This window comes from Microbispora rosea (genome assembly GCF_044460045.1).
GTDB lineage: Bacteria > Actinomycetota > Actinomycetes > Streptosporangiales > Streptosporangiaceae > Microbispora > Microbispora rosea.
Window position 1 is genome coordinate 14,340 of the sequence record NZ_JBITJO010000019.1, and the last position, 25,804, is coordinate 40,143.

The 25,804-nt window shown below is 66.0% G+C and carries 27 protein-coding genes and 1 pseudogene; 19 read left to right on the forward strand and 9 right to left on the reverse strand.

Features of this window, described 5'->3' with window-relative positions; genetic code table 11:
- Positions 1-42 precede the first annotated feature (42 nt).
- Positions 43-885, forward strand: coding sequence for a GntR family transcriptional regulator (locus ACIBK1_RS39845; RefSeq protein ID WP_396740817.1), 843 nt, complete (start codon positions 43-45; stop codon positions 883-885).
- 586 nt (positions 886-1,471) lie between these two features.
- Here ACIBK1_RS39845 and ACIBK1_RS39850 read toward each other — a convergent pair.
- Both ACIBK1_RS39850 and ACIBK1_RS39855 read right to left on the reverse strand, forming a co-directional pair.
- Entirely contained in the window at positions 1,472-2,146 is a 675-nt protein-coding gene (locus ACIBK1_RS39850; protein ID WP_396740819.1) for a hypothetical protein, read from the reverse strand.
- A gap of 1,039 nt (positions 2,147-3,185) precedes the next feature.
- Positions 3,186-3,464 carry a hypothetical protein gene (locus tag ACIBK1_RS39855; protein WP_396740821.1) on the reverse strand — a complete coding sequence of 93 codons (279 nt, stop codon included), beginning with the start codon at positions 3,462-3,464 and terminating at the stop codon, positions 3,186-3,188.
- A gap of 112 nt (positions 3,465-3,576) precedes the next feature.
- Between ACIBK1_RS39855 and ACIBK1_RS39860 the strand changes: the two genes are divergently transcribed.
- Positions 3,577-3,828 carry a GntR family transcriptional regulator gene (locus ACIBK1_RS39860; RefSeq protein WP_396740823.1) on the forward strand — a complete coding sequence of 84 codons (252 nt, stop codon included), beginning with the start codon at positions 3,577-3,579 and terminating at the stop codon, positions 3,826-3,828.
- Here ACIBK1_RS39860 and ACIBK1_RS39865 read toward each other — a convergent pair.
- The 4 genes and pseudogenes from ACIBK1_RS39865 to ACIBK1_RS39880 all read right to left on the reverse strand — a co-directional run bounded on the left by ACIBK1_RS39865 (position 3,816) and on the right by ACIBK1_RS39880 (position 6,374).
- Positions 3,816-4,490: a hypothetical protein gene (locus tag ACIBK1_RS39865; RefSeq protein WP_396740825.1), complete on the reverse strand. Its 675-nt coding sequence runs from the start codon at positions 4,488-4,490 to the stop codon at positions 3,816-3,818. The two genes, ACIBK1_RS39860 and ACIBK1_RS39865, sit on opposite strands and share 13 nt — an antisense overlap.
- A gap of 275 nt (positions 4,491-4,765) precedes the next feature.
- Positions 4,766-4,993: pseudogene (locus tag ACIBK1_RS39870) on the reverse strand (transposase family protein); the annotation flags it as partial.
- 38 nt (positions 4,994-5,031) lie between these two features.
- Positions 5,032-5,283 carry a hypothetical protein gene (locus tag ACIBK1_RS39875; RefSeq protein ID WP_030512071.1) on the reverse strand — a complete coding sequence of 84 codons (252 nt, stop codon included), beginning with the start codon at positions 5,281-5,283 and terminating at the stop codon, positions 5,032-5,034.
- A 404-nt stretch (positions 5,284-5,687) separates the two neighbouring features.
- Positions 5,688-6,374: a LysR substrate-binding domain-containing protein gene (locus ACIBK1_RS39880; protein WP_030512072.1), complete on the reverse strand. Its 687-nt coding sequence runs from the start codon at positions 6,372-6,374 to the stop codon at positions 5,688-5,690.
- Between the two features lie 481 nt (positions 6,375-6,855).
- Here ACIBK1_RS39880 and ACIBK1_RS39885 point away from each other — a divergent pair, with 481 nt between their 5' ends.
- Positions 6,856-7,347 carry a DUF5994 family protein gene (locus ACIBK1_RS39885; RefSeq protein WP_396740827.1) on the forward strand — a complete coding sequence of 164 codons (492 nt, stop codon included), beginning with the start codon at positions 6,856-6,858 and terminating at the stop codon, positions 7,345-7,347.
- Positions 7,348-7,517: 170 nt separating this feature from the next.
- Here the strand turns inward: ACIBK1_RS39885 and ACIBK1_RS39890 are convergent, their stop codons facing one another.
- Positions 7,518-8,381 (reverse strand): sensor histidine kinase, encoded by an 864-nt coding sequence (locus ACIBK1_RS39890; protein ID WP_051762740.1) that lies wholly within the window; start codon positions 8,379-8,381, stop codon positions 7,518-7,520.
- A 397-nt stretch (positions 8,382-8,778) separates the two neighbouring features.
- Positions 8,779-9,438, reverse strand: coding sequence for a response regulator transcription factor (locus ACIBK1_RS39895; RefSeq protein WP_030512075.1), 660 nt, complete (start codon positions 9,436-9,438; stop codon positions 8,779-8,781).
- Between the two features lie 424 nt (positions 9,439-9,862).
- Between ACIBK1_RS39895 and ACIBK1_RS39900 the strand changes: the two genes are divergently transcribed.
- From ACIBK1_RS39900 to ACIBK1_RS39935, 8 genes are all read left to right on the forward strand, one after another.
- Positions 9,863-10,162, forward strand: a complete 300-nt coding sequence (locus tag ACIBK1_RS39900) for a circadian clock KaiB family protein (protein ID WP_036409130.1) — start codon at positions 9,863-9,865, stop codon at positions 10,160-10,162.
- Between the two features lie 2 nt (positions 10,163-10,164).
- Positions 10,165-11,685 carry a circadian clock protein KaiC gene (gene kaiC, locus ACIBK1_RS39905; RefSeq protein WP_030512077.1) on the forward strand — a complete coding sequence of 507 codons (1,521 nt, stop codon included), beginning with the start codon at positions 10,165-10,167 and terminating at the stop codon, positions 11,683-11,685.
- Positions 11,682-12,803: an ATP-binding protein gene (locus ACIBK1_RS39910; protein ID WP_030512078.1), complete on the forward strand. Its 1,122-nt coding sequence runs from the start codon at positions 11,682-11,684 to the stop codon at positions 12,801-12,803. Before kaiC ends, ACIBK1_RS39910 begins: the two co-directional genes overlap by 4 nt.
- Positions 12,804-12,914: 111 nt before the next feature.
- Positions 12,915-13,673 carry an ANTAR domain-containing protein gene (locus ACIBK1_RS39915; RefSeq protein ID WP_051762743.1) on the forward strand — a complete coding sequence of 253 codons (759 nt, stop codon included), beginning with the start codon at positions 12,915-12,917 and terminating at the stop codon, positions 13,671-13,673.
- A gap of 287 nt (positions 13,674-13,960) precedes the next feature.
- Positions 13,961-14,800, forward strand: coding sequence for a sensor histidine kinase (locus tag ACIBK1_RS39920; RefSeq protein ID WP_396740831.1), 840 nt, complete (start codon positions 13,961-13,963; stop codon positions 14,798-14,800).
- A gap of 308 nt (positions 14,801-15,108) precedes the next feature.
- Positions 15,109-16,059 carry an STAS domain-containing protein gene (locus ACIBK1_RS39925; RefSeq protein ID WP_269321833.1) on the forward strand — a complete coding sequence of 317 codons (951 nt, stop codon included), beginning with the start codon at positions 15,109-15,111 and terminating at the stop codon, positions 16,057-16,059.
- 242 nt (positions 16,060-16,301) lie between these two features.
- Positions 16,302-17,381, forward strand: coding sequence for a ferredoxin reductase (locus ACIBK1_RS39930; protein ID WP_030512082.1), 1,080 nt, complete (start codon positions 16,302-16,304; stop codon positions 17,379-17,381).
- Positions 17,382-17,392: 11 nt separating this feature from the next.
- Entirely contained in the window at positions 17,393-18,502 is a 1,110-nt protein-coding gene (locus ACIBK1_RS39935; protein ID WP_036409133.1) for a fatty acid desaturase family protein, read from the forward strand.
- 158 nt (positions 18,503-18,660) lie between these two features.
- On the opposite strand, the gene ACIBK1_RS39940 is transcribed toward ACIBK1_RS39935, so the two are convergent.
- Positions 18,661-20,364 (reverse strand): SpoIIE family protein phosphatase, encoded by a 1,704-nt coding sequence (locus ACIBK1_RS39940; protein ID WP_396740834.1) that lies wholly within the window; start codon positions 20,362-20,364, stop codon positions 18,661-18,663.
- 485 nt (positions 20,365-20,849) lie between these two features.
- On the opposite strand from ACIBK1_RS39940, the gene ACIBK1_RS39945 reads away from it, so the two are divergent.
- The 8 genes from ACIBK1_RS39945 (at position 20,850) to ACIBK1_RS39980 (ending at position 25,772) form a co-directional block, all read left to right on the forward strand.
- Positions 20,850-21,179 carry a PadR family transcriptional regulator gene (locus ACIBK1_RS39945; protein WP_030512085.1) on the forward strand — a complete coding sequence of 110 codons (330 nt, stop codon included), beginning with the start codon at positions 20,850-20,852 and terminating at the stop codon, positions 21,177-21,179.
- Positions 21,180-21,181: 2 nt separating this feature from the next.
- Complete coding sequence (locus tag ACIBK1_RS39950; protein WP_030512086.1) at positions 21,182-21,598, forward strand: DUF1048 domain-containing protein; 417 nt, start codon at positions 21,182-21,184, stop codon at positions 21,596-21,598.
- The gene (locus tag ACIBK1_RS39955) at positions 21,595-22,359 is read left to right on the forward strand and encodes an ABC transporter ATP-binding protein (RefSeq protein ID WP_030512087.1); all 765 of its coding nucleotides are present in this window, start codon (positions 21,595-21,597) and stop codon (positions 22,357-22,359) included. The genes ACIBK1_RS39950 and ACIBK1_RS39955 overlap by 4 nt, the downstream gene beginning before the upstream one ends.
- Before the next feature lie 10 nt (positions 22,360-22,369).
- Positions 22,370-23,134 carry an ABC transporter permease gene (locus tag ACIBK1_RS39960; protein ID WP_030512088.1) on the forward strand — a complete coding sequence of 255 codons (765 nt, stop codon included), beginning with the start codon at positions 22,370-22,372 and terminating at the stop codon, positions 23,132-23,134.
- A 261-nt stretch (positions 23,135-23,395) separates the two neighbouring features.
- On the forward strand, positions 23,396-24,604 hold the full coding sequence (locus ACIBK1_RS39965; RefSeq protein ID WP_030512089.1) for a cytochrome P450: 1,209 nt from the start codon (positions 23,396-23,398) through the stop codon (positions 24,602-24,604).
- Positions 24,605-24,764: 160 nt separating this feature from the next.
- Positions 24,765-25,091 (forward strand): PadR family transcriptional regulator, encoded by a 327-nt coding sequence (locus ACIBK1_RS39970; RefSeq protein WP_030512090.1) that lies wholly within the window; start codon positions 24,765-24,767, stop codon positions 25,089-25,091.
- Positions 25,088-25,444: a DUF1048 domain-containing protein gene (locus tag ACIBK1_RS39975; RefSeq protein ID WP_030512091.1), complete on the forward strand. Its 357-nt coding sequence runs from the start codon at positions 25,088-25,090 to the stop codon at positions 25,442-25,444. Before ACIBK1_RS39970 ends, ACIBK1_RS39975 begins: the two co-directional genes overlap by 4 nt.
- 1 nt (position 25,445) lies before the next feature.
- Complete coding sequence (locus tag ACIBK1_RS39980) at positions 25,446-25,772, forward strand: DUF1048 domain-containing protein (protein ID WP_030512092.1); 327 nt, start codon at positions 25,446-25,448, stop codon at positions 25,770-25,772.
- Positions 25,773-25,804: the final 32 nt, after the last annotated feature.

Here is a 25,804-nt window from a genome sequence, read left to right on the forward strand (position 1 = left end):
TCTTGTAAATACATCCGCGACGAGAAGAAGGGACAACGGCACATGGCCGAGGAGAAGGAGGCCGCCCGCTGGCGGATCATCGCCGACCTCTTGCGCAACGACGTGCTGGAAGACCACTACCAGCCCGGCCAGGCCCTGCCGGGAGAAGCATTCCTCGCCAGCGAGTACGCCACCTCCCGGCCGACCATCCGCAAGGCCATCGCGCAACTCGCCGGAGAGGGGCTGCTGACCGTCGCCCACGGACGCGGCACATTCGTCCGCCCGACCCCCGACCGCCGTCTCATCCTCACCGGCTGGCCCGACCACCATGACCTGCTGAGCCCGGCCTACGACCCCGCGAAGCAAGGGTGGGAACACGTCACCGTCCCCAGCGAGGCCGAACGCGCCCAAAGCAAGGTCACGCCGAACTCGGCGCTGTTCATGACCGCCGAGGGCAGCAGAGCCGACATCCTGGCGGTACGTCGGGGAACGATGGTCGTCTACCGCTACGCCTACTGGCAGCACACCAAGACCCGCGCCCGCATCCATCTGTCCTCGTACGTACTCGCAGACCAGGTCGCGACGATCAAAGGCGAAGGCTCAGGCCGGGAGATCGATGCCCACGTCGAGCCCGAGGACTACTACACCCACCTGGAGCGCGAGCATGGGCCGCTGCGCTGGACCACCTCCGTCCACGCCCGGATGCCGTACGGCGAGACCTGCGAGGATCTCGGCATGGAGCCGATCGGAACGCCCCTGCTGGTCGTTCGCCGGGTCATGCTCAGCCAGCACGGTCGCCCGCTGGAGTTCACCGAAATCGAAGCCCCAGGCGACCGCTTCGAGGCCGCATCCGTCAGCGACCACGAGACATCCGAACCAGGAGGACTCGCGGCCCTTCGCGTGTAGTGGGCTCAAAGTTTCTTTACTGGTTCAAGGCGACGGCGCTCCGCGCCGCCGCTGGCGGCCCCACGCCCGCCCGCCGTCCGGGCGTGCGGCTCTCCGGCCGGTCCCGGACGTCGGCGACTCGGGCCGCCCCACCGTCAGCAGCGCCACGCCGTACCGACCCGAACCCGCCGACCACACGCGCCGTCGCCCACCGCTCTGCCGCCGGCCCAACCACTACGCGGCCTATCGGGCGCATATGGCGTTGCACCGGCCGCTGCGCTCCCCGGCTTCAGGTGCAGGGCCGACGAGGGCTGAGCATGAATGCGCCTCCGGCGGGGGCACTCCGGCCCCGAGGTGATCGCCAAGCATGAGCGCAGGCCGTAAGTGGCGGGGGCTGATCGCCTCGTCCGCCGTCGCCCCAGGCAGAGCCCAGCAGACCGGCTCCTACAGCGCAAGCCCGGCCGTGCGAGCAGGACAACCAGCGGGCACGGAAGGTCACCGGGAGCCAGGTACACGCGAGGCCGAGCTTGCCCCTCCGTCCCCGGCCCGCTGCCGCTTCGCGGTGGGACGACGGCGTACGAGGCGATCAGGCCTCCTACTTGAAAATTTATCGCTTCTTAGCCTTTGGCTTAGGCTTAACAAGCTCCCAGGATTGATCCGAAGCGAGAACTCCCCCGTTGTATACGACCGGATAGACATCCTCTGGCTCATCATTATCATCACCGATAAATGCCGTAACTCGGAACGGCATGCCGTGATCATCTATGATTTCTTTGAAAACATTGCCATTATCCAGGACGGATATTTGAACCCGGAACTCGCAGTAACGATTGTCTGCCGTGTTTACATGGAGCTTAAAGACCTCTTCCTCGTTATGCTTTAAGGAGATCGTTCTGTCGGCGAAGTAGTCACCCGTCAGCTCTCCATTTCTATGGAGGTTACGCGCCTTGGCATAGCGTTCATTGAGATCAAACCCGAGGCCGATTACTTCAGCGGAACCCGCGCTTGGCGAGTTGAAAAATGTTCCCCGCAGCGCATTACTACAGTGAGGCAAGGCACGCATTCCAATGATCCGGACTTGAGTTGTGCGAGCCCCTTGCAATACCAATTTGATAGTGATATTTCCTAGCGTCACGCCACCGTGACTCCGGAACCATCTGATCTCGGAATATGGATAGTCTTGCGATGATTCCGTGCGGTTCAACCCCGCCAACTCTCGTGCAGAGAGAATCGCAGGCTGCGCGAATACCCAGTAATCCGTTTCCTCCTCATGAGGCTCCACCCGTACAAGCTCGACGCGGACAGGATCCCCAAGAGGAGACGGTGAGGGTGTGGGGCTGGGGGATTTGGACCTGGGAAGATCCGGAGATGCGGAAATACTGCTGGAGGAGTTTGACGGTACGGCAGCTTCCGCGCGAGTTGCACTAGGGACTACAGAGAGGTTGGAGCCATCACCCTTGTCGAAGGGTACAGCTGCCGCAGCTAGGGCAAAACCGAATATCGCGGCCGCCCCCATTGCATACCTCGTAGCCCTTTCAGGGGAATAGTTACTGAAAAGAACGATAAGACAGCCAGTGGCCATGGCGATAGCCGACGGAATTACCGACACGCCCGGATGCCCTCCCAGACCTATATAGAGATAGGACCCAGCACCCCCTAACGTGATAACCGAGCCAAGTACCGTGAGGACGATCCTCTTTTTAGACCACACACGTGCATGCTTGCGTGGCGCTATGCGTCCAGTCGCATTCGGACGCGGAACCTCGTCCGACATATACGCCCCTCCTCACAGCCCAGACGAAATACGAAGGGTCAGAGCGACACTTGATAGGTGGGACGCCTCTTGAGGTTCGAGGGACTGCACGGCAGGTGTATCAACTTGGTAACATAGGGTCACCCAAAGTGAGGTAAAAAGGCAACCAGCAACAAGGAGGGTCAGGCTCACTTTCGGAAGAACTAAATCCACTTTTAGTGCTGGTTGTATTTAGCGAGCAGTGCCAATCAAGACCCTGCTCCACCAAAGGCTGGCCTCGCTCCGCCTCCACCCGCCGGCATAGGCGTGCTTGGGCGGTTGAGACTGGATGACCTTGTGAATTAGGTAGATCCCGCCACAGGAGATCAGCTCGTAGAGCACGGCTTGGCAGTCGCAGGTGTAGTCCACGACGCGGTATGGCCCGCGAGGCTGAGAGAACCAGAGCAGCTTCTCCGGCTCGGGGACAGCAGTGCGGAGGTGTGGCGAAAGACCTGGACAATCCGGCTCCTCCAACAGGTCCGCCGGGTCCTGGACGAGGCCCCGCAGCTTCGCGGTCATCTCGCGCCGCTCAGTGCGAGAGGTTCCAAGTGGCAGGGCACTGCGCTTCGCCGTTGGGCAGAACGTCAGCCAAGGCGGCTTGCCGGCGAAGCTCCTCGGCCAGTTGCCCAACGTCATCACCGTCGATGGTCTGGCATAGGCCTCGGTTGTAGTCCTCGTTCGTCAGGCGACCGTTCCGCGTGGCCCACAGGCGTCCTGCCGAGCTTCGCCAGATGCTCCAGCCGGGAAACGCCACCCGCAGGCCGCTGACGGTCAGGGCAGGGACACTCGCCGCCTTCTCGCTGCTCACTTTGCTCTCCTCCCGCAGGCCTATGAGCTGCATAGTAGGCAAAGAAAGCTATGGCACGCTATAGCGTGCTGTCCATCGCCACGGCGTGCAATGGCTTCCTACCGTTGCTCGCGTGGTGGAGTTCAAGGCCAATCAGCCGAGGTGGCGGCAGGTGTACGAGATCATCAAGGCTCGTATCGCCTCCGGTGAGTACAAGCCTGGCGAGCGCATCCCATCACTCGTTGCCCTGATCGAAGAGTTCGGCATCGCGAACGCCACCGGCCAGAAGGTTATGCGGGCACTCAGGGCAGACGGCCTGATCCACACCGAGCCCGGCATGGGCAGCTTCGTAACCGCCCTCGAAGAACGAGATCAGTCCGAGTAGACATAACCGATCTCAGCCAGATCCTCCTCAAGAGTGGCTAGATCGACCTCTGGATTCAGCACCGACACGATGCTTTGCGTCAGCGGCTGCAGCGCATAGACAGACCGAACCGCCTCGAGGTTCACCGCAACCTCGTAGTACTCCTCCGCGAACTCCTGATACGCCTCCGGCCTGCCGTCGAGCAGAACGTCGAACAGCCACTCGACGCTGCCGTCGTCCTTTGCGGCTTCCGGCATGCTCTTGATCGTCCCCGCTCTCCATGCAACGTCGCCGTACTCCCGCCAGAAGCACACCGTAGCCAGCGGTATCCCCGCCTCGTCGCAGAAAGCGGGCTCGGTGACCTGGGAATGAAACACCTCGGGCACAGTGTCGAGCAGGCCGGGCCACGGCATCGGAGGCTTGACGCGATACGGGCTCATGGGAGATTCGTGATCGAACCCCCGGGCATACGCGCCGGCCTGGGAGAAAATGATCGAGTATTCGTTGCCGCTTCCGTCGCGCATCGAGGCCATCTCCTCGTTCGGCGACCAACGGCAGTTGAACGAGTAATACCGTGACGCCCACTCAGGGCTCATGATCGCATCCAACGTGGCCATGGCGCGGCAGCGATCCCGCACAATCGAGATGCTGGGCAGTCGTTGGATCACCTCAAAGACGGACACAGGCCCATCCAAACCCATCGCTCTGACATCTTGCGGCGCTTACGATCTTCTCTGTCCGGGCGGCAACTGACGGCAACCGTTGACGGCAACGTCGCCAGACGCCTCCGGACGCGGCTGGACGCCCCTGGACACTTGGCCCCAGTTCAGAGGCCGTGTGCCCAGGGCGTCGATCAACTTTTAATCCGTCGGTTCAGGGTTCGAGTCCCTGGCGCCCCACCACTCCACACCCAATCTGAACTGGGATTTCTCGGCCAGATGGGTCTCGCGGGAACAGTTGATCTCGTTTGGTTGAGATACTCACGATGAAAAGGGCTTAACGAGTGATAGCCCTTGTCGGCGAAGGTCATCACGTTGTTGCTGGTCAACGCATCGATGAGGCCGACCGTCCGGGTGGCGGTCAGGTCGTGCATCGCACTGGGAAGGGCAGGAGAGGCCCAGACCAGGCGGCCGGCGGGATCGGCGAGGACCTGGACGTTCATCCCGTGGCGCTTGTGCTTGCCGGAGCGCGCGTTCGTGGCCGAACAGGGCCCTTCACAATGGCTCAGAAGCTGCTGATCCGTGTCGTGGTGTACGGGGCGAGCCGAGCCGCCACCACATGCCTGAAGTTGACCACGTAGGTGAATGGGCCCGGCTCTCCCTCGTGGGAAATTTGGAGGGACACCACAGTGCCCTGCTCCATCCAACTGACGAGTTTCTCGGCTGTGGGCATCGTGCCCTGCATGCGGAGGATCAGTTCCTTTTCCTTGCCAACGCTGAGTAAGTAGAGCAGCCCCGAGGGGGCGTCCGTGGCCATACGATTCTCCTCGCATCAGGGACGGTGGCCCGGTCCACATCGGTATCCCCCGCGATCCTCGGGGGTAGCCGGATCTCAGCGGTGATGTCTACGGCGGGAATCCGCGTCGCCGCCGCCGAGGCTTCTGGAGCCGTGCCGTCGCAGGTTCGGGCACCGGGACCCGCCTTCTACCAGTCCGTTACCGGTCCTGGATCGCTTCCTGTGCCCTTCCTGGCCCCGGCCTGCGGCTGCCCGGACGCGGGCACCGGGTACACATCCCTACGGATGGCCGTTCGTGGCCTGGGTCTTCGGTGGTTGCCGCTCCCTCGGAAGGCTCTGTCTGTGATCCTTATGCGTGCGTCCGCATCCCCTGGATCTTGGCTGCGGCCTGAGACAATCCCACTTCCGTTATCCACGCATGCACTTCAGACACCAGCCTGTGGATCCAGGCTCAGCGAGCGCGCGGTTCCGAGCCAGTCGAGCCGGCGGGCAACTTGCCGGGCGGTGTCGATGACGGCGTTGACGTATGGGGACGGGTCGCCTGAGCGCCACAGGAGCGACCAAGGGTAGTGGTGGTTTGGTTCGATCAGTGGCCGCCAGACGGTGCCTGAACGGTTGGATGTGCGGGCGGAGGAGGGGACGCAGAGCACGCAGCGGTGCTGGAGGACGAGATCTTCAGCTGCGTGGTTGCTCTCGACGGTTCCCTTGTAGACGGTGGGCTCAAAGCCGGCTGAGCGGCACAGTTCGCGGACAAATTGGTTGGACTCCGGCGTTTGGGCCTCCTCGCCGAGCAGGAGGAGTTCCTCGGCCAGGGATGCGAGCCACGGGCGGGCGGTGAAGGACCCATGGGTCAGCAGCCGGTGGAATCCAACGGTCACCCCGAACCCCGTCACAACGTACAGTGCCCCGGCCAGCACCAGGTCGGTGGGCGCCACTCCACGCCCCCACGCCAGCCAGAGCCCGAGCATCAGGGCGACGAACGGCAGCACCACGATGATCGTGGTCAGGCCTATCTGTGCTCTGCCCGCCGGAACCTGCTCGGCGGCCCCAGGAAACGGTGACGTGCCGTCGTAGTCCTTCCGATGTTTCAGGATCTGTCCGGATGTAGTCATGAAACGAGGCTTGCCGGGATCGGCCTCGTCCGGCCGGAGCGCCCGGCGGAGTCGACGGGTCACCGAGCACGCCGGCAACCGCGTTTCTCCGACCTGGGCACCCCGGAGGCCGCTCTGGGATGGTCCGAATCCCCACGGACCGCGGCCCATCTCACAGTCAAGCCCCGGGCGCCTCAACAGGAAACCGGCAACGCCAGATGAGCCGATCACCCCTGCTGATGGCGGCACCCGGTCAGCGTGGGTGACCGAGCGTTCCCGCTCAGGCCCGGACTCCGGCCTGCACCTGGACGACGCGGTCAGCGCCCACCAGGCCTGTCGCAAGCCCCCCACCGGCCAGCGGAAGGAGTAAAATTGCTGGTACCGGGGGCATTTCGAATGCCGGCAGTCGCGCCGGCACCGTCTGCGGCGTTTCATCAGACGCAGCCCCGTCGGGGCTGAGGCAGGTCGGCCGATCATGACGCTGACGCACACTCGAGTTCCCATGACCCGTGTTCTGGCGGAGCAGCCGCGTGACATACCCGTCGTACGGCTCAGCCTGGAACCAAGCCCTCGTCGCACGCGTGCTGTGGACGGGGAATGGTGGCCCCGGTCAACGGACGCGGCGGCCGAACTCCCAGGTCTTATCGCGGCCGTCGACCACCGACTGGGGAGGATGACGCTCCGGGTCGGACTGCATGTGGACGCCTGGAGCAACATTCCGCACCGAATTCCAGTCGCCGGCCGGGCCGTGAAGGTCGGATGGTTCCAATCCATGGACCGCGGGCTGGTTACCCTGACCATCAACGGCCACGAGGGAATAACGTTGCGGGTGATACCGCCGGAGGCCGCATCCGCGTCGGCCCCCAGGGACCCGAACGGTGCGCCGCCCGTGGAGGACCGGACTCCCGCGCCCGGGGTCCCGGCGGAGCAAGAGGCAGAGCAGGATGTCTGGGAGGACGAAGGCGCCCGCTTCGGGCGATCTGGCTGCCCGTGATCTGGCCCGGCATCGCGTCCGGCTCTCTGCCCGCCTTCGCGTTATCGCTCGGCCACTTCGTGCCGACGAACTTCACCGCCGGCGGGACCGTCAGATCGGTGGGCTGGACACATTGCGTGCCTGCGATGTCGCGTTGGGCGGCAGGCGGACGTCGTGGCCGAGTTCGGCGATCAGTACAGCCGTTGGTCAGGCCTCATGACACCGTCGGGGCCCGGAAAGGCCACGAGGGGAAGCCGCAGTGTGAAACGTGCGCCGCCGATGGGAGAGGTTCCGGCACGGAGAGTCCCGCCGTGAGCCTGGGCGATCTCACGGGCGATCGACAACCCGAGGCCGCTGCCGCTGCGGTCGCGGCGGCAGCCTGCGTCCAGTCTGGTGAATCGTTGGAAAATCCGTTCACGGTCGGTCTCGGCGATCCCTTCACCGTCGTCGGAGACCGCCAGTTCCGCGATGTCCCCGTTACGACTGACCTCGACCCGTACGACCTTCTCGGCGTGCCGTTGGGCATTGTCCAGAAGATTTGTGAGCACCCGGCCGATCTGGATGGCGACGATCTTGACGCAGACCGCGGGAGCGAGCCGCATCTGGACCGGAATACGATCCGCCCGACAGGAGACTTCCGCCTTGACCAACTGCGCCAGGTCGACCGGTGCCCGCCCGTACGGCACGGCGCCCCCGACTCGGGACAACAGGAGCAGATCGCTGATGATCGCCTCGAGCCGGTCGACGGCGCTCAGCGCACGCTGGAAGGTCTCGTGCGGTTGAACATCATCTGGATGCAACTGAGCCCACTCGAGCTCTGCGCGCAGCCCGGTGATGGGGTTACGCAACTCGTGTGACATGTCGGAGGCGAACCGCCGCTGTTGCTGCAGTGCTTTGTTGAGCCCTTGCAATGCGCAGATCGCGGCCCTGGTGGTCCGGGCGATCTCGTCTTCGCCGAGGGGCTCGGATACCTCCGGATCAAGGCGTGTGACATATGCGGGGATGTCAAGATTATTGATACAGCCGGACAGAGCTTCAACGTGTCTCATGTCCATATCAGTTCTTCCTTCCCGCAACCAAGCGGTCGGGGCGTGGATATCGCTAGCGCGCCTGCCTCATCCTCGTGGACCACGGGGAGCGCGTCATATGCCGGAGCATGCCGGGATTTCTTTCCGGCCCTTGGCCGGGGATGCCGAGGGTTGGATGCCTCGGGGGCGGCAACGAAGACCTCATAGCGTCTATGCGCGGCAAGGCCGGCGTACCCGCTGAACGAAAGCGGCGCTCTCGTTTGCCGGGATACCGGCACGTGGCGTTCTCGAGCCCAACCCCGCCGAGGCGGTATCTCGGGAAAGAGCCGCGGTGCGACGCATATTCACAATTTAGGCGGACGGCAGACGCCACGCCACCCGCATATGGTCCGGCTACGCCCCCCAAATGGGCCGCATCGCGGGCTCAACCAGGCTTCCGCGGTCCTGGCAGGAGCCCCGTCCGAGTGGCCAGGACAACCGCCTCGAGCTGGCTGTGCGCGCCCAGTTTCATCATGACGTTCTTGACGTGGCCCCGAGCGGTGTGGAGGCTCACGACGAGTCGCCCGGCGATCGCACGGGGATCGAGCCCTTCGCCCATCAGCCTCAGAACTTCCAGCTCGCGCGGGGTGAGCCCCGCCCGGTTCTCGCGGCCGGCGTGTGGCGCTGCGAAGCGATCCTTGAGGAGCGCTCTGAGAGGGTCACCCTCCACCATAAGGATGTTCTTCTCGACCGGGGCGCGGATCACTTTAAGAATATCCGGGAATTTGCTGTCTTTTGCCAGAAATCCGGAAGCTCCTACCGCTGCGGCGGCCGCGAACAGGTCGGGCCTGGCATCGCCTGTCAATATGAGGACGCGGACATCCGGGTGAGACGCTTTGATCCGCCTCGTTCCCTCGATGCCGTCGACATCCGGCAGATGAATGTCCATGAGCACGACATCGGGCCTGTGTACCCTCACGAGCGAGACGGCGTCCTCGACCGTTCCGGCGGCCCCCACGCAATGCAGATCGGGCTGGGCGTCGATCGCGATCTCGAGAGCGCCCGCGAGCGCCCGCTGATCCTCGACCACGAGAACCCGGATCACGGGAGTCTCCCGCCGCCCGTGACCTCGTCCACTGCTCGGCTCATGGCTGCTCACTTCACAAGCGATCTCGCCGCCGTTGAGTCGGCCGGTTCCGCTCCGCCCGTCCCCGGTGAGGCGTAGCCAACAGAGGTGAGGGCGCGTCCGCCTTGGTGCAAGCGGGCCGAAGACCCTGTGGCCTGCCCCGATGAACTCCTCATGACGCTACCCCGCATGCATCGTGATGCACAATCGGATCGATCTCAACGCCGCCGCACGCGAGCTGCGGCGACGCTTCGTGCAGCAAGCGGGCGGGGAGGACACCTCCATCCGCTGCGCGTGCCGGCTCCTCTTCCGATGCTCGTCCCCGCCTGTCTGCGGGGTACGAACAGGGGTAGACCGCACGGCCCCGTCCGGAGCCCTGCAGATGTTGGAGACGGGTCCTGACGTGACCATTTACTCATTCAGGCTGTACGTGGCCGGGAACACGGAGCGGTCCCAGACCGCGGAGGTGAACCTGCGGTTCCTGTGCGAGGCTCGCCTCTCCGGCATGTACGAGGTCGAGGTCATCGACGCCGTCGAGCGGCCCGAGCTGGCCGAGGAGGGACGGATCCTGGCCACCCCCACCGTGGTCAGGCTCACGCCGCCACCACAGCGACGGGTGATCGGGGATCTGTCCGATCACGGTCGCGCCGCCATCGCTCTGGGCCTTCCAGCCGCGGACGCGTCGCCCTCGGAAGGGCAGTGACGATGACTGACAGCAACGCCATCGGGCGGATCCCCACGGGGATCGACGGCTTCGACCACATAGCCCTGGGCGGGTTGCCCGCCGGTCGATCCACGCTGGTGAGCGGCACGACCGGAAGCGGTAAGACGCTGTTCGCCGTTGAGTTCCTCTCCCGCGGAATCACGCGATACAACGAGCCTGGGGTCTTTGTCACCTTCGAGGAGACAGCCACCGACATCCGCCGCAACTCAGCCTCGCTGGGCTTCCCCATCCAACTGTGGGAGGACGAAGGAAAGTGGGCCTTCGTCGAAGCATCGGGGAGTATCAGCGAGGACACGCCCGCCGTCGGTGCCTACGACTTCGGTGCCCTGGTGGCGCGTATCGAACACGCGGTCCGCCAGACCGGGGCTTGCCGTGTCGCGCTCGACTCGCTCAACGCGATCTCCACCCGGTTCACCGACATCGCCGTCGTTCGCCGCGAGCTGTTCCGGGTCGCCTCCGCTCTTAAGGCGCTCGGAGTCACCTCGGTGCTCACCGCGGAGCGCCCCGAAGAGTACGACGGTGTGACCCGCTACGGGGTCGAGCCATTCGTGCTCGACAATGTCATCATCTTGCGCAACGTGCTCCGGCAGGGTCGGCGAACCCGGACGGTTGAGATCGTCAAGTTCCGCGGCGCCCCGCATCGTACGGGGGAATGGCTGTTCACCATCGATCCACGGGACGGCATCGTGGTGGTCCCCCTCGCGTTCCTCACCCCGTCCGACCACGCGTCGCTCGCCCGCGTCTCGTCGGGCATTCCCGGGTTGGACGAGATGTGCGGCGGCGGCTTCTACCGGGACGCGATCGTCCTGATGACCGGGCCCCCCGGCACGGGCAAGACGCTGGCGAGTCTGCGTTTCACGGCCGCCGGCGTCGAGGCGGGTGAGCGCTGCCTGCTCTGCACCTTCGACGGGACCCCCGGGCAACTCTTCCGCAGCGCCGCGGGCTGGGGTCTGGACCTGAAGGCGATGCGGACCTCGGGTCTGCTCCGGGTCATGTCCGGCTACGCGGAGGTGATGTCGCCAGAAGACCACTTTCTGCGGCTCAGGCAGGCCATTGAGGAGTTCGCGCCCGGCCGGCTCGTCGTCGACACGTTGTCCGCTCTCGAACGCGTGGCCGCGCCGCGGACTCTCCTCGATTTCGTCATCGCGTTGGGGGCGGTCCTCCGGCAGAACGAGATCACCACTCTTCTCACGGGGACACCTGCCGGACGCGTCAGTTCGGCGAACGCGCCATTGATCACCTCCGACATCGCCGGGCTCTCCGACGTCTGGATCCAGCTCCGGTACGTCGAAAGCCCCGCCGAGATCCGGCGCGCCATCGCGGTGCTCCAGGCGCGCGGCTCCGCCCACGACCACAGCATTCGCGCACTCAGGATCGACGGCAGCGGCATGCACATCGGCGAGCCCTTGTCAGGTGTCCCCCACGTCTCCACGGGACCGGTCGATCCCGAGATCGCACGGGGGGCGTCCGAGTCCGAAGAGACAGAAGGTCCGGCGAGGTGAGTGCCGGTGGCGGGTCCCCGCCTGGCGGAAGCCGCGCAGGAGGCTCCGATCCAGGGCGGCCCGACGACATCGAATACCGGGACGAGATCAGCCAGGTCATCGTCTCGGCCTCGGCGGACGGGATCGTCGCCGTCGACGAGGAAGGGATCATCAGGCTCTGCAACCCCGCCGCCGCGGAGCTCTTCGCCCGCTCGGCAGAGGATCTGATCGGCACCCCGTTCGGCTTCCCCATCGCCGCGGGTGCGGCGACCGAGATCGACTTGATGCTGCCCACCGGAGGCAAACGGGTCGTAGAGATGCGGGTCACCGCCACGACCCTGGAAGACGAGCCCCTGTACGTCGCCGCGCTCCGCGACGTCACACGGAGCAGGTACGTCGAACGAGAGCTGGAGGCGGCCCTGGAACGCCAGAACGTGGCGGTCGCCGTCGCAGCCCATGAACTCCACAATCCCCTGGCCACCATCAGCGTGCTGGTGGACGTGCTCCGTGATCGCCTGATCGCGCTCGCTGAGGAGCAAAGAACCGAGATCGTCGAGCGCATCGCCGATCGGACGGCCCGGCTCCAGGGGCTCGTCCGAAAGCTCCTCACCGCGTCGACCATCGAAGCGAAGGGCGCGTCCGCCCGCGTGGAACGCGTCCCCGTGCTCGAAGTGCTCCTCGAACGACTCGGCGAGCTGGACGAACGGTCGCGGGACGTGTGCGTATCCTGCAGCCCTGATCTGGAGGCCCTGGTCGACCGCAGGGAGTTCGCCGCGATGGTGGACAACTACCTGGAGAACGCATTCGCCTATGGGCGTCCACCCGTCGTGGTGTCCGCGACCGGGCAGCCGGGATGGATCCTTCTCCGGGTGTGCGATCGTGGGCCGGGTGTGCCTGCGGCTTTCGTGCCGCGGTTGTTCGAGCGCTTCAGCCGTGAGCGGGAGGTTGATCGCGAAACAGAGGGGACGGGCTTGGGACTGTGGATCGTGCGAAGCTTCGCCCGGGGCAACGGCGGCGACGCCTGGCATGAGCCCCGTGAAGAGGGGGGAGCCTGTTTCTGCCTCCGTGTGCGACGAGCGCCCTCGGACCGACGAGCCCCTTCGGACCGACGAGCCCCCTCGGACCAGAGCGGAGAGTAGGCGCAACGGTCACGGTGCCACTGCGGAAGCGCACGGCGGAGACGGCTACCGCGACTCCTCAAACCGGACAAGAGTTGATATTCGGCGATCGAGTCCCCCCGGGAGGCAGTCGTGACGCGGGAACGCCAACTGACCGACGCGTTCGTCGAGTTGACGGACACCCTGGTCGGAGACTTCGACGTCGTCGACCTGTTACACCAGCTCACCATGCGCTGCGTGCGACTGCTGGACGTCGATGCGGCCGGGCTGCTGCTGGCCGATCGGCAAGGGCGGCTGCGTCCGATGGCGGCCTCCACGGAGCAGGCCCGCATGTTGAAACTCCTCGCCCTCCACGACGTGGACGGCCCCGGTCTGGACTGCTACCGCACGGGCGAGCCGGTGACGAGTGCCGATCTGGTCGCCGAGGGAGGGCGCTGGCCCCGCTTCGCCGCAGCGGCGCAGCTCACCGGCTTCGTCGCGGTCCAGGCACTGCCGATGCGCCACCACGACAGGGTCATCGGCGCACTCACCCTGCTGCGGACGGCGCCCGGCCGGCTGACAACCGATGAGCTGCACATCGGGCAGGCGCTGGCCAACGTGGCCACCATCAGCATCCTGCAGCAGCGCAGGCTGGAGCGGCACGAGGCAGCCACGGAGCAGCTGCAGACCGCGCTCAACAGTCGCACGCTCATCGAGCAGGCCACCGGGGTGCTGGCCGAGCGCCACCGCAGCGACATGGACCATGCCTTCAACTCCTTGTGCACATACGCGCGCACCCGCGGCCTGCGCCTGTCCGAGGCGGCGCATGCCGTCATCCACGGCGAACACGACATCGCTCAACTTCCGACCGACGATCACAGCCGATGGCGGGGAACCGGCAACGCCGGATGAACCGGTCTCCGCTGATCGCGACACATGGAGGCCCGGCGCGTCGGCGATCGCCGGGCGTCGATCCGGCCTGCGGTGTGGGCGACGGTGCACGAAAACGGACGTACGCCCCCATTGACTCACTTGCCGGCGATTTGATCGAGGTAAAGGACTGATTGACGGGTAAGGGATCCACAGCGGGATGGTTCTTCGGGGAGCATCCGATGGGCAGATCGATCCTGAGTGAGCGGCTGGAGCGCGCCGGTCCAAGGAGAGACACCGGTTCCCACAAGAAGTGGTGGAACCTTGTGATGGTGCTGGCCGCCGCGGTGACAGGCCGGATCTTCATCCGCCGGCTGCTGCGACGCGTTCGTACCATCTCCGGCGACCTCGCCGAGATCAACGTCAGCGATGAACCCGCCCAGATCACTCAGCGGCGTGACCCGCAGGAGGTGACGCAGCTGGTCGACAACATCAATGCGAGTCTGGACATGCTGGACCGCGAGCGGCAGTTCGCCTCCAACATCGCCCACGAGATCCGCTCCCCGCTGACCGGGATACGCGTCACAGTGGAACAGGCGACCGCTCGTCCCGGCGAGGCCGACTACCCTCGCGTGCTGGAGGCGGTCCTGCGTGGAGTGGACCGGCTGGAGGCACTGTCCACCGCGCTTCTTCTGGTCGCCCGTTCCCGCGCCGCCCAAGCCGACTGGGAACAGATCGATCTGTGCGAACTGGTCAGGCAGGAGGTCGCGGGCCGGAACGACCCCATCTCCATCGACGTCATCTGCACGCCCGATGTCCGGGTCACCGCCATGCGTACGCGGATCACCAAGATCGTCACCAATCTGCTGGACAACGCGCAGCGCCACGCCGCCCACCAGGTGCAGGTCCACGTACACCGCACCGACGGCAACGCGCGGCTGGCGGTGTCCGACGACGGCCCCGGCGTGCCGGAGAAGGACAGGGAACGCATCTTCGACCGGATGTACCAGCTCAAAAGCATTTCCCAGCGGGGCAGGCCCGGCATCCGCCTCGGTTTGGCCATCACCCGCGACATAGCCAATGCCCACCACGGAGCCGTCTGGGTCGAATCGTCCCCTCTCGGCGGCGCCTGCTTCATCCTCCAATTGCCCATAGCCGCCGCCCCCTGAGCCATGGAAGTCGTCAGCAAAGACCCGAATCCACCCCACCTGGCGCGCCGCATAACTCGAAGCAAACGGAACACGCAGGATCAAAAATCCTCTCAGATGGAATTCTCGATGCGACGGTGTCTCCGACCCGCGCTCCGGCGTTCCAGGAAATCGGGGACATTTTACTTCCAGAACGGCGCCATTCCGGAAAATCACGCGGTAATATTCAAAGACCGAGGACTTTTCGTGCGTTGGCATTCAGGTCGGCGTCGCCCGCGGCGATCTATCAGTGCGTGGTCCTTTACAGGGCCAAGACGGGCCAGGCGATCATGACCGCGACGTTGCTCTCTCGCTCCACACCACCCAGCGTCCCTGCCGACAAAGACCCCGTCTTCGGCTCTGACGTTCGACTACGGTTGGCGCCCGCCCTAGGCCTGCGGGGCACTGTGGACGGGGCATGGTGGCCTCATTCCCGTGACGCCACGCTGGAGCTGCCAGATTTCATCACCGCCGTCGACCAGCGGCTGGGACTGACGACGCTACGCGTCGGCGTACACGTTGACGCATGGGACCACATCCCCCACCGTGTCCACGCCGACGGACGCCAGGTCAAAGTGGGCTGGTTCGACAGCGCCGACCCTCGTCTCGTCACCCTGACGTTCGCGGAGGCTGAGCCTGTCATCCTGCTGGTCGTCCCGCCGTACACCGCGGATGGCCCTGCCGGGACCGCGCTCATGCTCGCCAGTCAGGGCATGGTCGGCCTGCTCCCGGTCGACCTCTTCACCACCGCAGCCCATCAAGTCGGCGATACTCGGGATGCGGACGGGGAGAACGAGGGCGGGCACATCAGCTCGCTGCCGGCGGACCTGCTCGGCGGGTGCCGGCACCACCGATCGAACGCCCACCTGCCAAGCTCGCCGCCACAGACTCCGCCTCGTCGCCGACCAGAGCATTCCATCTCCATCCGTGACCCCGCGCCACTTGGGGGAGCCGACCCGTCAGCGCCGACGACCATCCGACTGTCTGGTGAGATCGACATTTTCACCAGTCCCCACCTGCGCAAAGACCTGATGGACGTCCTGCGCTACAGCAGCAGCCTGCTCATTCTCGATTTGTCGGGTGTGGCGGCATGCGACGCCTGCGGGCTGGGGGTTCTGGTCGGCATCCAGCGCCGCGCGAAGGCGATGGGGATCACCCTCTCCCTGACCGCAGCCCGCCCGTACCTGTCTCGGTTACTGCATGTAACCGGCCTGGACCGCACCATTCCGATGACGGCGTAGCGGAAGGCCGGGAGCAGCGACGCAGGCGGCAAGCCCCTCGCCAGAGGAGAGGCCGGCTCCTCGACCCTCTTCCTGCCGCCGTGCTGCCAACGGGCCCGGGCCGCCCACCGGGGCATTACCGATCCTGGACCGCTTCCTGTGCCCTTCCTGGCCCCGGCCCACGATGCCGGACGCGGGTGCCGGGTACATGTCCGTACGGATGGCCCATTCGTGGGGATTCTCCATTGCCTTGGGAAGGCTCTGTGATCCTTACGTCCGCATCCCCTGCGACTCTCCTGCAACGGCTGTCGGCTGCCGCGCAGTGGCTGACGTCACCGCTGCTTCCCGACGACTACCTCGGATTGATCAACCCGCTCTGGGGCGCGGGAGAGCTGTGCGGCCGGGTCGAGGCGGTGCACGCGGAAACCAGCGACGCGGCGAGCCTGGTCATCCGCCCGGGCCGGGGCTGGGTCACGCACCGTCCCGGTCAGTGGATCCGGATCGGCGTCGACATCGACGGGCGGCGACACTGGCGCACCTTCTCACTGTCGTCGGCTCCGGGCAGGTCCGACGGTCGCGTCACCGTCACGGTGAAGGCCGTGCGCGGCGGGCTCGTCTCCGACTACCTGGTACGGAGCACAGCACCTGGGACGGTGCTCAGGCTGGGACTGCCCGAGGGGGCGTTCGTCCTTCCGGAGCCGCCACCGCCTCGCCTGCTCTTCGTGACCGCCGGGAGCGGCATCACACCAGTGATGGCGATGCTGGACGGCCTGCGTCTAGACAATGCGGACGGACCGGACGTCATACTGGTCCATTCGGCGCCGACACCCGCCGACGTCATCTTCGGCCGGCGGCTTCGGAACCTGGCCGCGCGATGGCCGCGGCTTCGGTTGCACGAACGGCACACGCGTTCTGAGGGACGGCTGCGGCCCGCGGATCTGGCCCGGCTCTGCCCCGACTGGACCGAGCGGTCCCTGTGGGCGTGCGGACCGCCCGCGATGCTCGACGACATCGCGGCGCACTGGACCGGGCCCGCGGACAGGCTCCATGTCGAGCGCTTCAGCCTGGTGCCGACGGCGGCGGGTCCGGGGGGACGTGTCCGCTTCACCAGGAGCGGCCGGGAAGCCGAGGCCGGCGGCGAAACGCCGTTGCTGGCCGTCGGCGAGAGCGCGGGGGTGCTCATGCCGAGCGGCTGCCGCATGGGCATCTGCTACGGATGCGTCGCCCGTCTTCGCACCGGCCAGGTCCGTGACGTACGAACCGGCCAGGTACACGGAGAGGTGGGAGACATGATCCAGACCTGTGTGTCGCTGGCGGCCGGGCCAGTCGAGATCGAGCTGTGAAAGGAACACGCATGCCTGCCACATTCCATTCGGCCTCTGTCGACACCGAGGAGTTCGGGCGCGAGCTGGACAAGATCCGCGACGAGGTGCTCGCGAGCCTCGGCGAGCGGGACGCCGCCTATATCCGCAATCTCATCGCGGTCCAGCGCAAGCTGGAGCTGGGCGGAAGAGCGCTGCTGTTCGCCTCCTGGTTGCCCCCTGCCTGGGCCGCCGGCACAGCGGCACTGGCGGTCGCGAAGATCCTGGAGAACATGGAGATCGGCCACAACGTCCTGCACGGGCAGTGGGACTGGATGCGGGACCCGAAGATCCACTCGGCCACCTGGGAGTGGGACATGGCCTCCCCCGCCGACCAGTGGAAACACTCCCACAACTTCGTCCACCACACCTGGACGAACGTGCTCGGCAAGGACCGCGACATCGGCTTTTCGGCGATGCGGATCAGTCCTGAGCAGCCGTGGCATCCGATCTATCTCGCCCAGCCGTTCTACAACGCGCTGCTGGCTCTCTTCTTCGAGTACGGCATAGCCATCTACGACGTCGAGCTGGAGCGGATCCCGTCGGGGAAAAAGGATCCGAAGGAGGCGCTGACCCAGCTCCGGGCGGTGCTGGCGAAGATACGACGCCAGATCGTCAAGGACTACGTCGCGTTCCCGCTGCTCGCCGGCCCGGCCTTCCTGCCCGTCCTGCTCGGCAACCTGACCGCGAACATGGCACGCAACGTGTGGGGGCACACCATCATCTTCTGCGGCCACTTCCCGGAGGGCGCGGAGGTCTTCACCGAGGACCGGCTGGAGAGCGAGACCCGAGGCGAGTGGTACCTCCGCCAGCTGCTCGGCTCGTGCAACATCGACGGCGGACGCCTCTTCCACATCATGAGTGGCAACCTCAGCCACCAGATCGAGCACCATCTGTTCCCCGACCTGCCCAGCAACCGGTACGCGGAGATCGCGCCGCGGGTCCGCGCCCTGTGCGAGCGGTTCGGCCTTCCCTACACGTCCGGATCGCTGGCCCGGCAGGCGGGTTCGGTCTGGAAGCGTGTCCTGCGCCTGGCCCTGCCGGGGCCGAGCCCGCAGCAACCAGCGGCCGGGCCGCCTGCGTCGTTCGAGGCGGCGGCCTGAGCCCGAGCGGATCCACTGCCGCATGGCACGGCCCCGGACCCGCGGAGAGCCCGGGACCAGATGCCCGTCGAATATGGGCCAGAACCGAAAGGCGTGCCTGTGTGGCCTGCTTGCGGAACGACCGTACGCCCCGGCCGCAGGCATGATCCCGTATACGATCAGGTGTCAGCGCCGCACGCGGGAAGGCGTAGCGCGAGAAGGGCGACGTCGTCGGTGGTCCCGTGGGGTATGCGTCGTACGATCTCGTCGCACACGTCCTCCAGCGGGAGGTGAGCCGCGGCCGCGGCCTGACGCAGCAGCCGGGCCAGTCCGGTGGCCAGGTCGCTGCCGGGACTTTCAACGAGGCCGTCGGTGTAGAGCACAAGAGTGCTCCCAACGGGCATCGGCTCGACGGCGTCGCGCCTGGTTGACTCGATACCCAGCCGGAGCCCGAGCAGTAGGTCCTGCCTGTGTTCCAGATAGCGGGCATGCCCGTCAGGGGTGACCAGCAGGGGCGGCGGATGCCCGGCGTTGCTCCAGCGCAACTGCCAGGGACCGTCTTCGGTGCCCTCCACACGCGCCAAGATCATCGTCGCCATGGGCACGTCCGTCACGGCCGACATCGCCTCATCCACGCGGTTGACGACCAGGCTGGGCGACGTGCAACGGTCCCACGCCAGCGTGCGCACCATGCTGCGCAGCTGGGCCATCTCAGCGGCGGCCGTGATGTCGTGGCCGACCACGTCACCGATGACCAGGGCGGTGACGCCGTCGGGCAGCAGGAAGGCGTCGTACCAATCACCCCCGACCTGAGACCCCACCGGGGCCGGCAGGTAGCGCGCGGCCATCTCAAGGTGGCCCACCTGCGGCAGCGGGGCCAACAGATGACGTTGCATCATTTCGGCCACCTCGCGTTGCCGGCCGAACAGGCGCGCATTGCCCACTGCCAACCCCGCGCGCCGTCCGATGTCGGCGACCAGCGTCACATCGGTGGCGTCGAAGGGGCGGGCCGGGTCGGTGCGCGCCACGGTGAGAGCCCCCAGCACCTGCCGCTGGGTGCGTAACGGCGTGATGATCGCCGACACCGCTCCCCGGGCAGCGAACAGCTCACGCTGCGCGGCGGCCATGCCGGAGCCCGCCTCGCCGACCATCTCATCCGGACCCAACAAGACGGTCTCACCCCGATCCAGCACCCGGGCCAGCAGGGAACTGGAGGGCTCGGGCAGCGGGAAGCCCTGCACCTCATCCGCAGGAGGGATCACCACCACCCGCTCCACCTCGTCATGATCGATACGCAGATCCACCACCGCCCAGTCGGCCAACCGCGGGACGATCAGCCTGCCCAGCCGTCGCAAGGCCTCGTCCACGTCCAGCGTCTGGGTCAGCACAGAGGTGATCTCAGTGACCAGCGTCAGGCGGGCGTTGAATTCCTCCAACATCGCCAGATGGCCGGCCTGCTGACGAGAGAAGTCCAGCCGCTCGGTGATGTCGGTGAAAACGACGATCAACCCGAGCACCTGCCCGCCCTGCAGTATCGGAGCGGCCGACAAGGAGACCGGCAGCAGGCTGCCGTCGCCCCGTAAGAAAGTCGACTCTTCGCCACGCACCGGACCACCGTGCTCCAGCACCCCCATCAGCCGGCAGGCGGAGTGAGGAGCCAGCCCGTCGTCAGCGCCCCTGTGCAGCAGATCGTGGGCATTGGCGCCCAGCATCTCCGCCACGGGACGGCCCAGCAACGCCCCGGCCTGCCGATTCGCCATAGTGATACGCCCAGCGTGATCAGTCAGATAGATCCCCGCCCCCGCGCTGTCGAAGGCCGCCTGCACCAACCTCTGGTCGGGCAGCCCGACATGGCCATGCGCACTGGGCGGATGCCGCATCATCGCCGCTCTGCCTTCCTTCGATCCATCGCTGCCTACGCCCTACCCGCCGGCACCCCCAGCACGCGGGGGACGCGCGGCCATATCGCGCCGGCCGGCTCCCGTGAAGAGGCCGGAGGGTCCCATCTCGGCGAGGCACGGGCAGTACTCGCCAAGCGGACCGACCGTGCGGTGTGGCGTCGGCGGCCGTGTCAGGACGGCAACGGCGTGGTGTCAGCGCTTCCAGCGATCGTTGATGCCATGAACAGATCAGCAACCTCTTCCTCACGGTCGCGGGCACTCCCGCCGCGTCCAACAGCGATCGAGCTCCCCGGCGGGCCGACGCAGCCGGTCTTCCCCTGAGAGATGGCGGACTCGCTCACGAACAGCGACCAGGCCGCTCACACCTACAGGCCGTGCAGAGCTATTCGGTGTTGCTAGGTACTAGTACTCAGTGTTACTTTGTACCGGTAGCTAGCGTCACCAAGTAGCTGAAAAGGAGGTGTTCCATGGGCAAGCAGCTGACGGAGATGCTCAAGGGAACGCTCGAGGGCATCGTCCTGGCACTTCTGTCCGGCCGGCCCGCCTACGGCTACGAGATCACAGTCTGGCTGCGCGACCAGGGCTTCACCGACGTCGCCGAAGGCACCATCTACGCGCTGCTGGTCAGGATCGAGCAGCGCGGATTCGTCGACGTGGAGAAGGTTCCGTCCGAGAAGGGACCGCCCCGCAAGGTCTACTCCCTCAACGCTCAGGGGCGGGAGTACCTCGAAGAGTTCTGGAGAACTTGGAGCTTCCTGGCCGCAAGGCTCGAACAGCTCCGCGAAGGAGGCAAGTAGACATGACCACAGAGTCGAACGAGCCGAAGAGCCGCTACCTGCAGCACCTGGAGATCATCACCGGGCCGCTGGAGGACAAGAAGCGCTGGCGGCAGTACAAGGCCCGCGTCAAGCAACTCCCCGAGAACTACCGCATCGCGGTCGAAGCGCTGGAGCGCTACCTCATGCACTTCGGGCCGGCCGACGGCGCCGGCGCGATGGCGATGTACGGCGACCTGGCCGAGCTGTTCGAACAGAGCGCGGCCGACGGAACCCCGATCCGCGACATCTTCGGCGACGACCCGGTGGAGTTCGCCGAGGCGTTCATGGCCAACTACCCCCTCGGACAGTACCGGGCCCGGGAACGGCATCGGTTCGCCAGTGCCATTGAACGCGCCGCCGGCGAGAACCCCGACAGAGAAGACAGGACTAAGCGATGACGACACAACAAGCCGCGGCGATCCAGGTGCACGGCCTGGAGAAGTCGTACAAGGAACTCAAGGTGCTGCGCGGCGTGGACTTCACCGTGGCGCGCGGTAGCATCTTCGCCCTGCTCGGCTCCAACGGAGCGGGCAAGACCACCGCCGTGAAGATCTTGTCCACGCTGCTCAAGGCCGACGCCGGCGCCGTACGCGTGAACGGCTTCGACGTCGCCACCCAGGCCGCCGACGTACGCGAGTCGATCAGCCTCACCGGACAGTTCGCCGCCGTCGACGAGATCCTCACCGGTCGGGAGAACCTGGTGCTGGTCGCCCGGTTGAGGCACCTCAGAAACCCCGGCAAGGTCGCCGACGGCCTGCTCGCCCGCTTCTCGCTGACCGACGCGGGCGCCCGGAAGGTGTCGACGTACTCCGGCGGCATGCGTCGCCGCCTCGACATCGCGATGAGCCTCATCGGCAACCCGCCGGTCATCTTCCTGGACGAACCGACCACCGGGCTCGACCCCCAGGCGCGCATTGAGGTGTGGCAGGCCGTCAAGGAGCTCGCCGAGAACGGCACCACGGTGCTGCTCACCACGCAATACCTGGACGAGGCCGAACACCTCGCCGACCGGATCGCGATCCTGCACGAGGGCCGGATCATCGTCAACGGCACCCTCACCGAGCTCAAGCAGCTCCTCCCGCCCGCCAAGGTCGAGTACGTCGAGAAGCAGCCGACCCTCGAGGACGTCTTCCTCGCCCTCGTCGGCACGAAGGGATAAGGAAACCATGATGAGCAAGCATTTCTTCGGCGACACCACCGTCCTGCTGGGACGCTCCCTGCGCCACATCACCCGCAGCCCCGACACCATCATCACGACCGCGATCATGCCGATCGCCATGATGCTGATGTTCGTCTACGTCTTCGGCGGCGCGATCAACACCGGATCGGGCTCGTCGTACGTGAACTACATGCTGCCCGGCATCCTGCTCATCACGGTCGCCTCGGGCATCGCCTACACCGCGTACCGGCTGTTCATGGACATGAAGGGCGGCATCTTCGAGCGCTTCCAGTCGATGCCGACGGCGCGGTCGTCGGTGCTGTGGGCGCACGTGCTGACCTCGCTGGTCGCCAATCTGGTCTCGCTCGTGGTCGTGATGCTCGTGGCCCTGCTCATGGGCTTTCGCTCGGGGGCGGGCGTGCTGGCCTGGCTGTCGGTCGGCGGAATCCTGATCCTGTTCACCCTGGCGCTGACCTGGATCGCCGTCATCCCCGGCCTGTCGGCCAAGACCATGGAGGGCGCGAGCGCATTCTCCTACCCGCTCATCTTCCTGCCGTTCCTCAGCTCGGCGTTCGTGCCCACCGACACCATGCCCACCGTGGTGCGCGTCTTCGCCGAGAACCAGCCCGTGACCTCCATCGTCAACGCCATCCGCAACCTGTTCGCCGAGCAGCCGGTCGGCAACGACATCTGGATCGCCCTGGCCTGGTGCATCGGCATCCTCGTCGTCTCGTACGTCTTCGCCATGAACACCTACCGCCGCAAGATCTCCTAGGGAGCAGCGCGGTTGCCCTGAAGAGAACAGTGCTTCCTCAACTCGTCTCGCGCCGCCAGTCGGAAGCTTCCAGGGGATTTGCGCGAGATGAGCACCGGGCTGTGAGCGGGACCGACCCGGACACGTGCGGTCCCCGCTGATCCATAGCCGTGAGAGTGACGAACGGCCTCCACCATGGGCCGGAGCATGTAGCTCGCCGTCATTCCCTCCCGCAACCTTCAAGTTCAGGCAACACGTACTGTCGCGAGACAAGGAAAGGTCTTGACTGAATCCCTCCACACCGTCACACCGATGCCCGCCGAACGCCAGTCCGGATGTCCCTTCGACCCACCCAAGGAACTGGTCGAGGCCCGCGAGCACGGCCCGATCAGCCGCTTCCCCTTCCCCGACGGGCACCAGGGCTGGCTGGTCACCGGCTACGACCTGGTCCGCTCGATCCTGGCCGACCCCCGGTTCAGCTCCCGCAAGGAGTTCATGAGCCACCACCCGACCATCGACTACGGCGACATCGAGGTCCCCCCGGCGCCGCCCGGCGAGTTCCTGCTCATGGACGAGCCGCAGCACAGCCGCTACCGCAAGCCCCTGGTCGGCAGGTTCACCGTACGGCGCATGCGGCTGCTCACCGAGCGCGTCGAGCAGATCACCGCCGAACACCTGAACGCCATGGAGAAGGCCGGCCCGGGCGCCGATCTGGTGACCGCGTTCGCCAAGCCCATCCCGGCCATCGTCATCTGCGAGCTGCTGGGCGTGCCGTACGAGGACCGGGGCCGCTTCCAGGACAACATCGACAAGTTCCTCGGCGGTGAGGCCAGTGACGAAGAGCTGATCGCCGCCTACCTCGCCACCCAGCAGTACCTCGCCGAGCTGGTGGCCGCCAAGCGCGCCAACCCGACTGACGACGTGCTCACCGACCTGCTCGACAGCGACCTGACCGACGAGGAGCTGCAGGGCATGGCCCTGATCCTGCTGTCGGCCGGCTTCGACACCACCGCCAACATGCTGGCCCTCGGCACCTTCGCCCTGCTGGAGAACCCGGACCAGCTCGCCGCCCTGCGCGCCGACCCCACCCTCGTCGACCAGGCCGTGGAAGAGCTGCTGCGGTACCTGTCCGTCGCCAAGCAGTTCTACCGGGTCGCGCTGGAGGACGTTGAACTGGCCGGCCATACCGTCAAGGCGGGCACGACGGTCATCCTGTCCCTCAACACCGCCAACCGCGACCCCGACCGCTTCCCCGACCCCCACACCCTCGACCTGCGCAGGCAGAACGGCGGACACCTCGCCTTCAGCCACGGCATCCACCAGTGCCTGGGCCAGCAGCTCGCCCGCGTCGAGATGCGCGTCGCGCTCCCCGCGCTCCTCAACCGCTTCCCCACCCTGCGCCTGGCCGTACCCGCCGAAGAGGTTCCCCTGCGCCCGGAGATCGCCGACATCTACGGCGTCAAGAGCCTCCCGGTCACCTGGGACGCGTAACCACGAACCGCTTGGCCTGGGGCTACAGCGCCTACCCGGGGCAGCCAGTCGGCCTGGCCACGAACTGGGGCAGGTCAGCGCCCACCGCACCACTACTCTGTGCTACGGTATAGCACTACCCAGTACCACTGAGTACTAGGGGGACGAAAGAGGACCCACTTTGGACAACCTGACGGAGATGCTGAAGGGCACGCTCGAGGGTTGCGTGCTCGAAATCATCGGTAGCGAGCAGACCTACGGGTACGCCATCACGCGTCGGCTGAACGAACTCGGCTTCGCGGACGTCGTCGAGGGGACGGTTTACACCATCCTGCTGCGACTGGAGAAGAACGGGTTCGTCCAGGTGACGAAACGACCGTCCGAACAGGGCCCGCCGCGCAAGTTCTACGCGCTCAACGACGCGGGGCGCGAAGAACTCGCGACGTTCTGGGCGAAATGGGAGTACATCACATCGCGGATCGACAAGCTCAAGGAGGGTGGAAGATGAACTTCTGGGAGACCATTACAGGCAGCGATCTCACCAAGGATTGGAAGGCGTTCGAAGCCCGTGCCGAGGCATTGCCGGCCGACTACCGGGCGGCGTGGGAAGAGATCAAGGGTCATCTTTCTCTCTACGGGGACTTCACAGGTCGAAACTTGATGCCGATTATCGACGGCGCTTTGGGGCTGCTCGAAGAGACGGCGTCCGACGGGCAGAGCATTCACGAGGTGCTGGGTGACGACATCCCGGGCTTTTGCGCGGCACTGGCCGGCGGAGCAGGCGCTCGAAGCTATCGCGACCGGTGGCGCGAGCAGGTGAACAGGAACGTCGCAAGGAAATTGGGCCGACTCGGAGGCTGACGTGGGCATCCAAGACATCATCGAGGGCAAGAAGCAGTGGCGGGCGCACATGGCCCGCGTCAAGGCGCTCCCGTCGGACTACCAGATCGTCTACAAGGAGATTCAGCGGTACTTCTTCAAGGTCGGACCGGTTGGACTGGCTGACGGGTCCCTGCTCTCGGGGATCGTCGATTTCTTCGAGGAGGGCGTCGGGGCCGGCAAGGGAGTCCTGGAACTCATCGGCAACGACGTCGCGGCCTTCTGCGACGACCTGATCAAGGACTCGCGCACCTACTCCGACATCTATCAGGAGTCCATCAGCGGGAAACCCGGTACGGCCGAGAAGTAATACCTTTCCCCCCCAAAAACACCGGCGGACGC

Bases quoted from the DNA above. Each gene is read 5' to 3' on its own strand.
- ACIBK1_RS39845 (WP_396740817.1), top strand. From the start codon at position 43: ATGGCCGAGGAGAAGGAGGCCGCCCGCTGGCGGATCATCGCCGACCTC.
- ACIBK1_RS39875 (WP_030512071.1), bottom strand. From the start codon at position 5,283: ATGGCCACGGACGCCCCCTCGGGGCTGCTCTACTTACTCAGCGTTGGC.
- ACIBK1_RS39880 (WP_030512072.1), bottom strand. From the start codon at position 6,374: ATGACTACATCCGGACAGATCCTGAAACATCGGAAGGACTACGACGGC.
- ACIBK1_RS39885 (WP_396740827.1), top strand. From the start codon at position 6,856: ATGACCCGTGTTCTGGCGGAGCAGCCGCGTGACATACCCGTCGTACGG.
- ACIBK1_RS39890 (WP_051762740.1), bottom strand. From the start codon at position 8,381: ATGGACATGAGACACGTTGAAGCTCTGTCCGGCTGTATCAATAATCTT.
- kaiC (WP_030512077.1), top strand. From the start codon at position 10,165: ATGACTGACAGCAACGCCATCGGGCGGATCCCCACGGGGATCGACGGC.
- ACIBK1_RS39920 (WP_396740831.1), top strand. From the start codon at position 13,961: ATGGTGCTGGCCGCCGCGGTGACAGGCCGGATCTTCATCCGCCGGCTG.
- ACIBK1_RS39925 (WP_269321833.1), top strand. From the start codon at position 15,109: ATGACCGCGACGTTGCTCTCTCGCTCCACACCACCCAGCGTCCCTGCC.
- ACIBK1_RS39935 (WP_036409133.1), top strand. From the start codon at position 17,393: ATGCCTGCCACATTCCATTCGGCCTCTGTCGACACCGAGGAGTTCGGG.
- ACIBK1_RS39940 (WP_396740834.1), bottom strand. From the start codon at position 20,364: ATGATGCGGCATCCGCCCAGTGCGCATGGCCATGTCGGGCTGCCCGAC.
- ACIBK1_RS39945 (WP_030512085.1), top strand. From the start codon at position 20,850: ATGGGCAAGCAGCTGACGGAGATGCTCAAGGGAACGCTCGAGGGCATC.
- ACIBK1_RS39950 (WP_030512086.1), top strand. From the start codon at position 21,182: ATGACCACAGAGTCGAACGAGCCGAAGAGCCGCTACCTGCAGCACCTG.
- ACIBK1_RS39955 (WP_030512087.1), top strand. From the start codon at position 21,595: ATGACGACACAACAAGCCGCGGCGATCCAGGTGCACGGCCTGGAGAAG.
- ACIBK1_RS39960 (WP_030512088.1), top strand. From the start codon at position 22,370: ATGAGCAAGCATTTCTTCGGCGACACCACCGTCCTGCTGGGACGCTCC.
- ACIBK1_RS39975 (WP_030512091.1), top strand. From the start codon at position 25,088: ATGAACTTCTGGGAGACCATTACAGGCAGCGATCTCACCAAGGATTGG.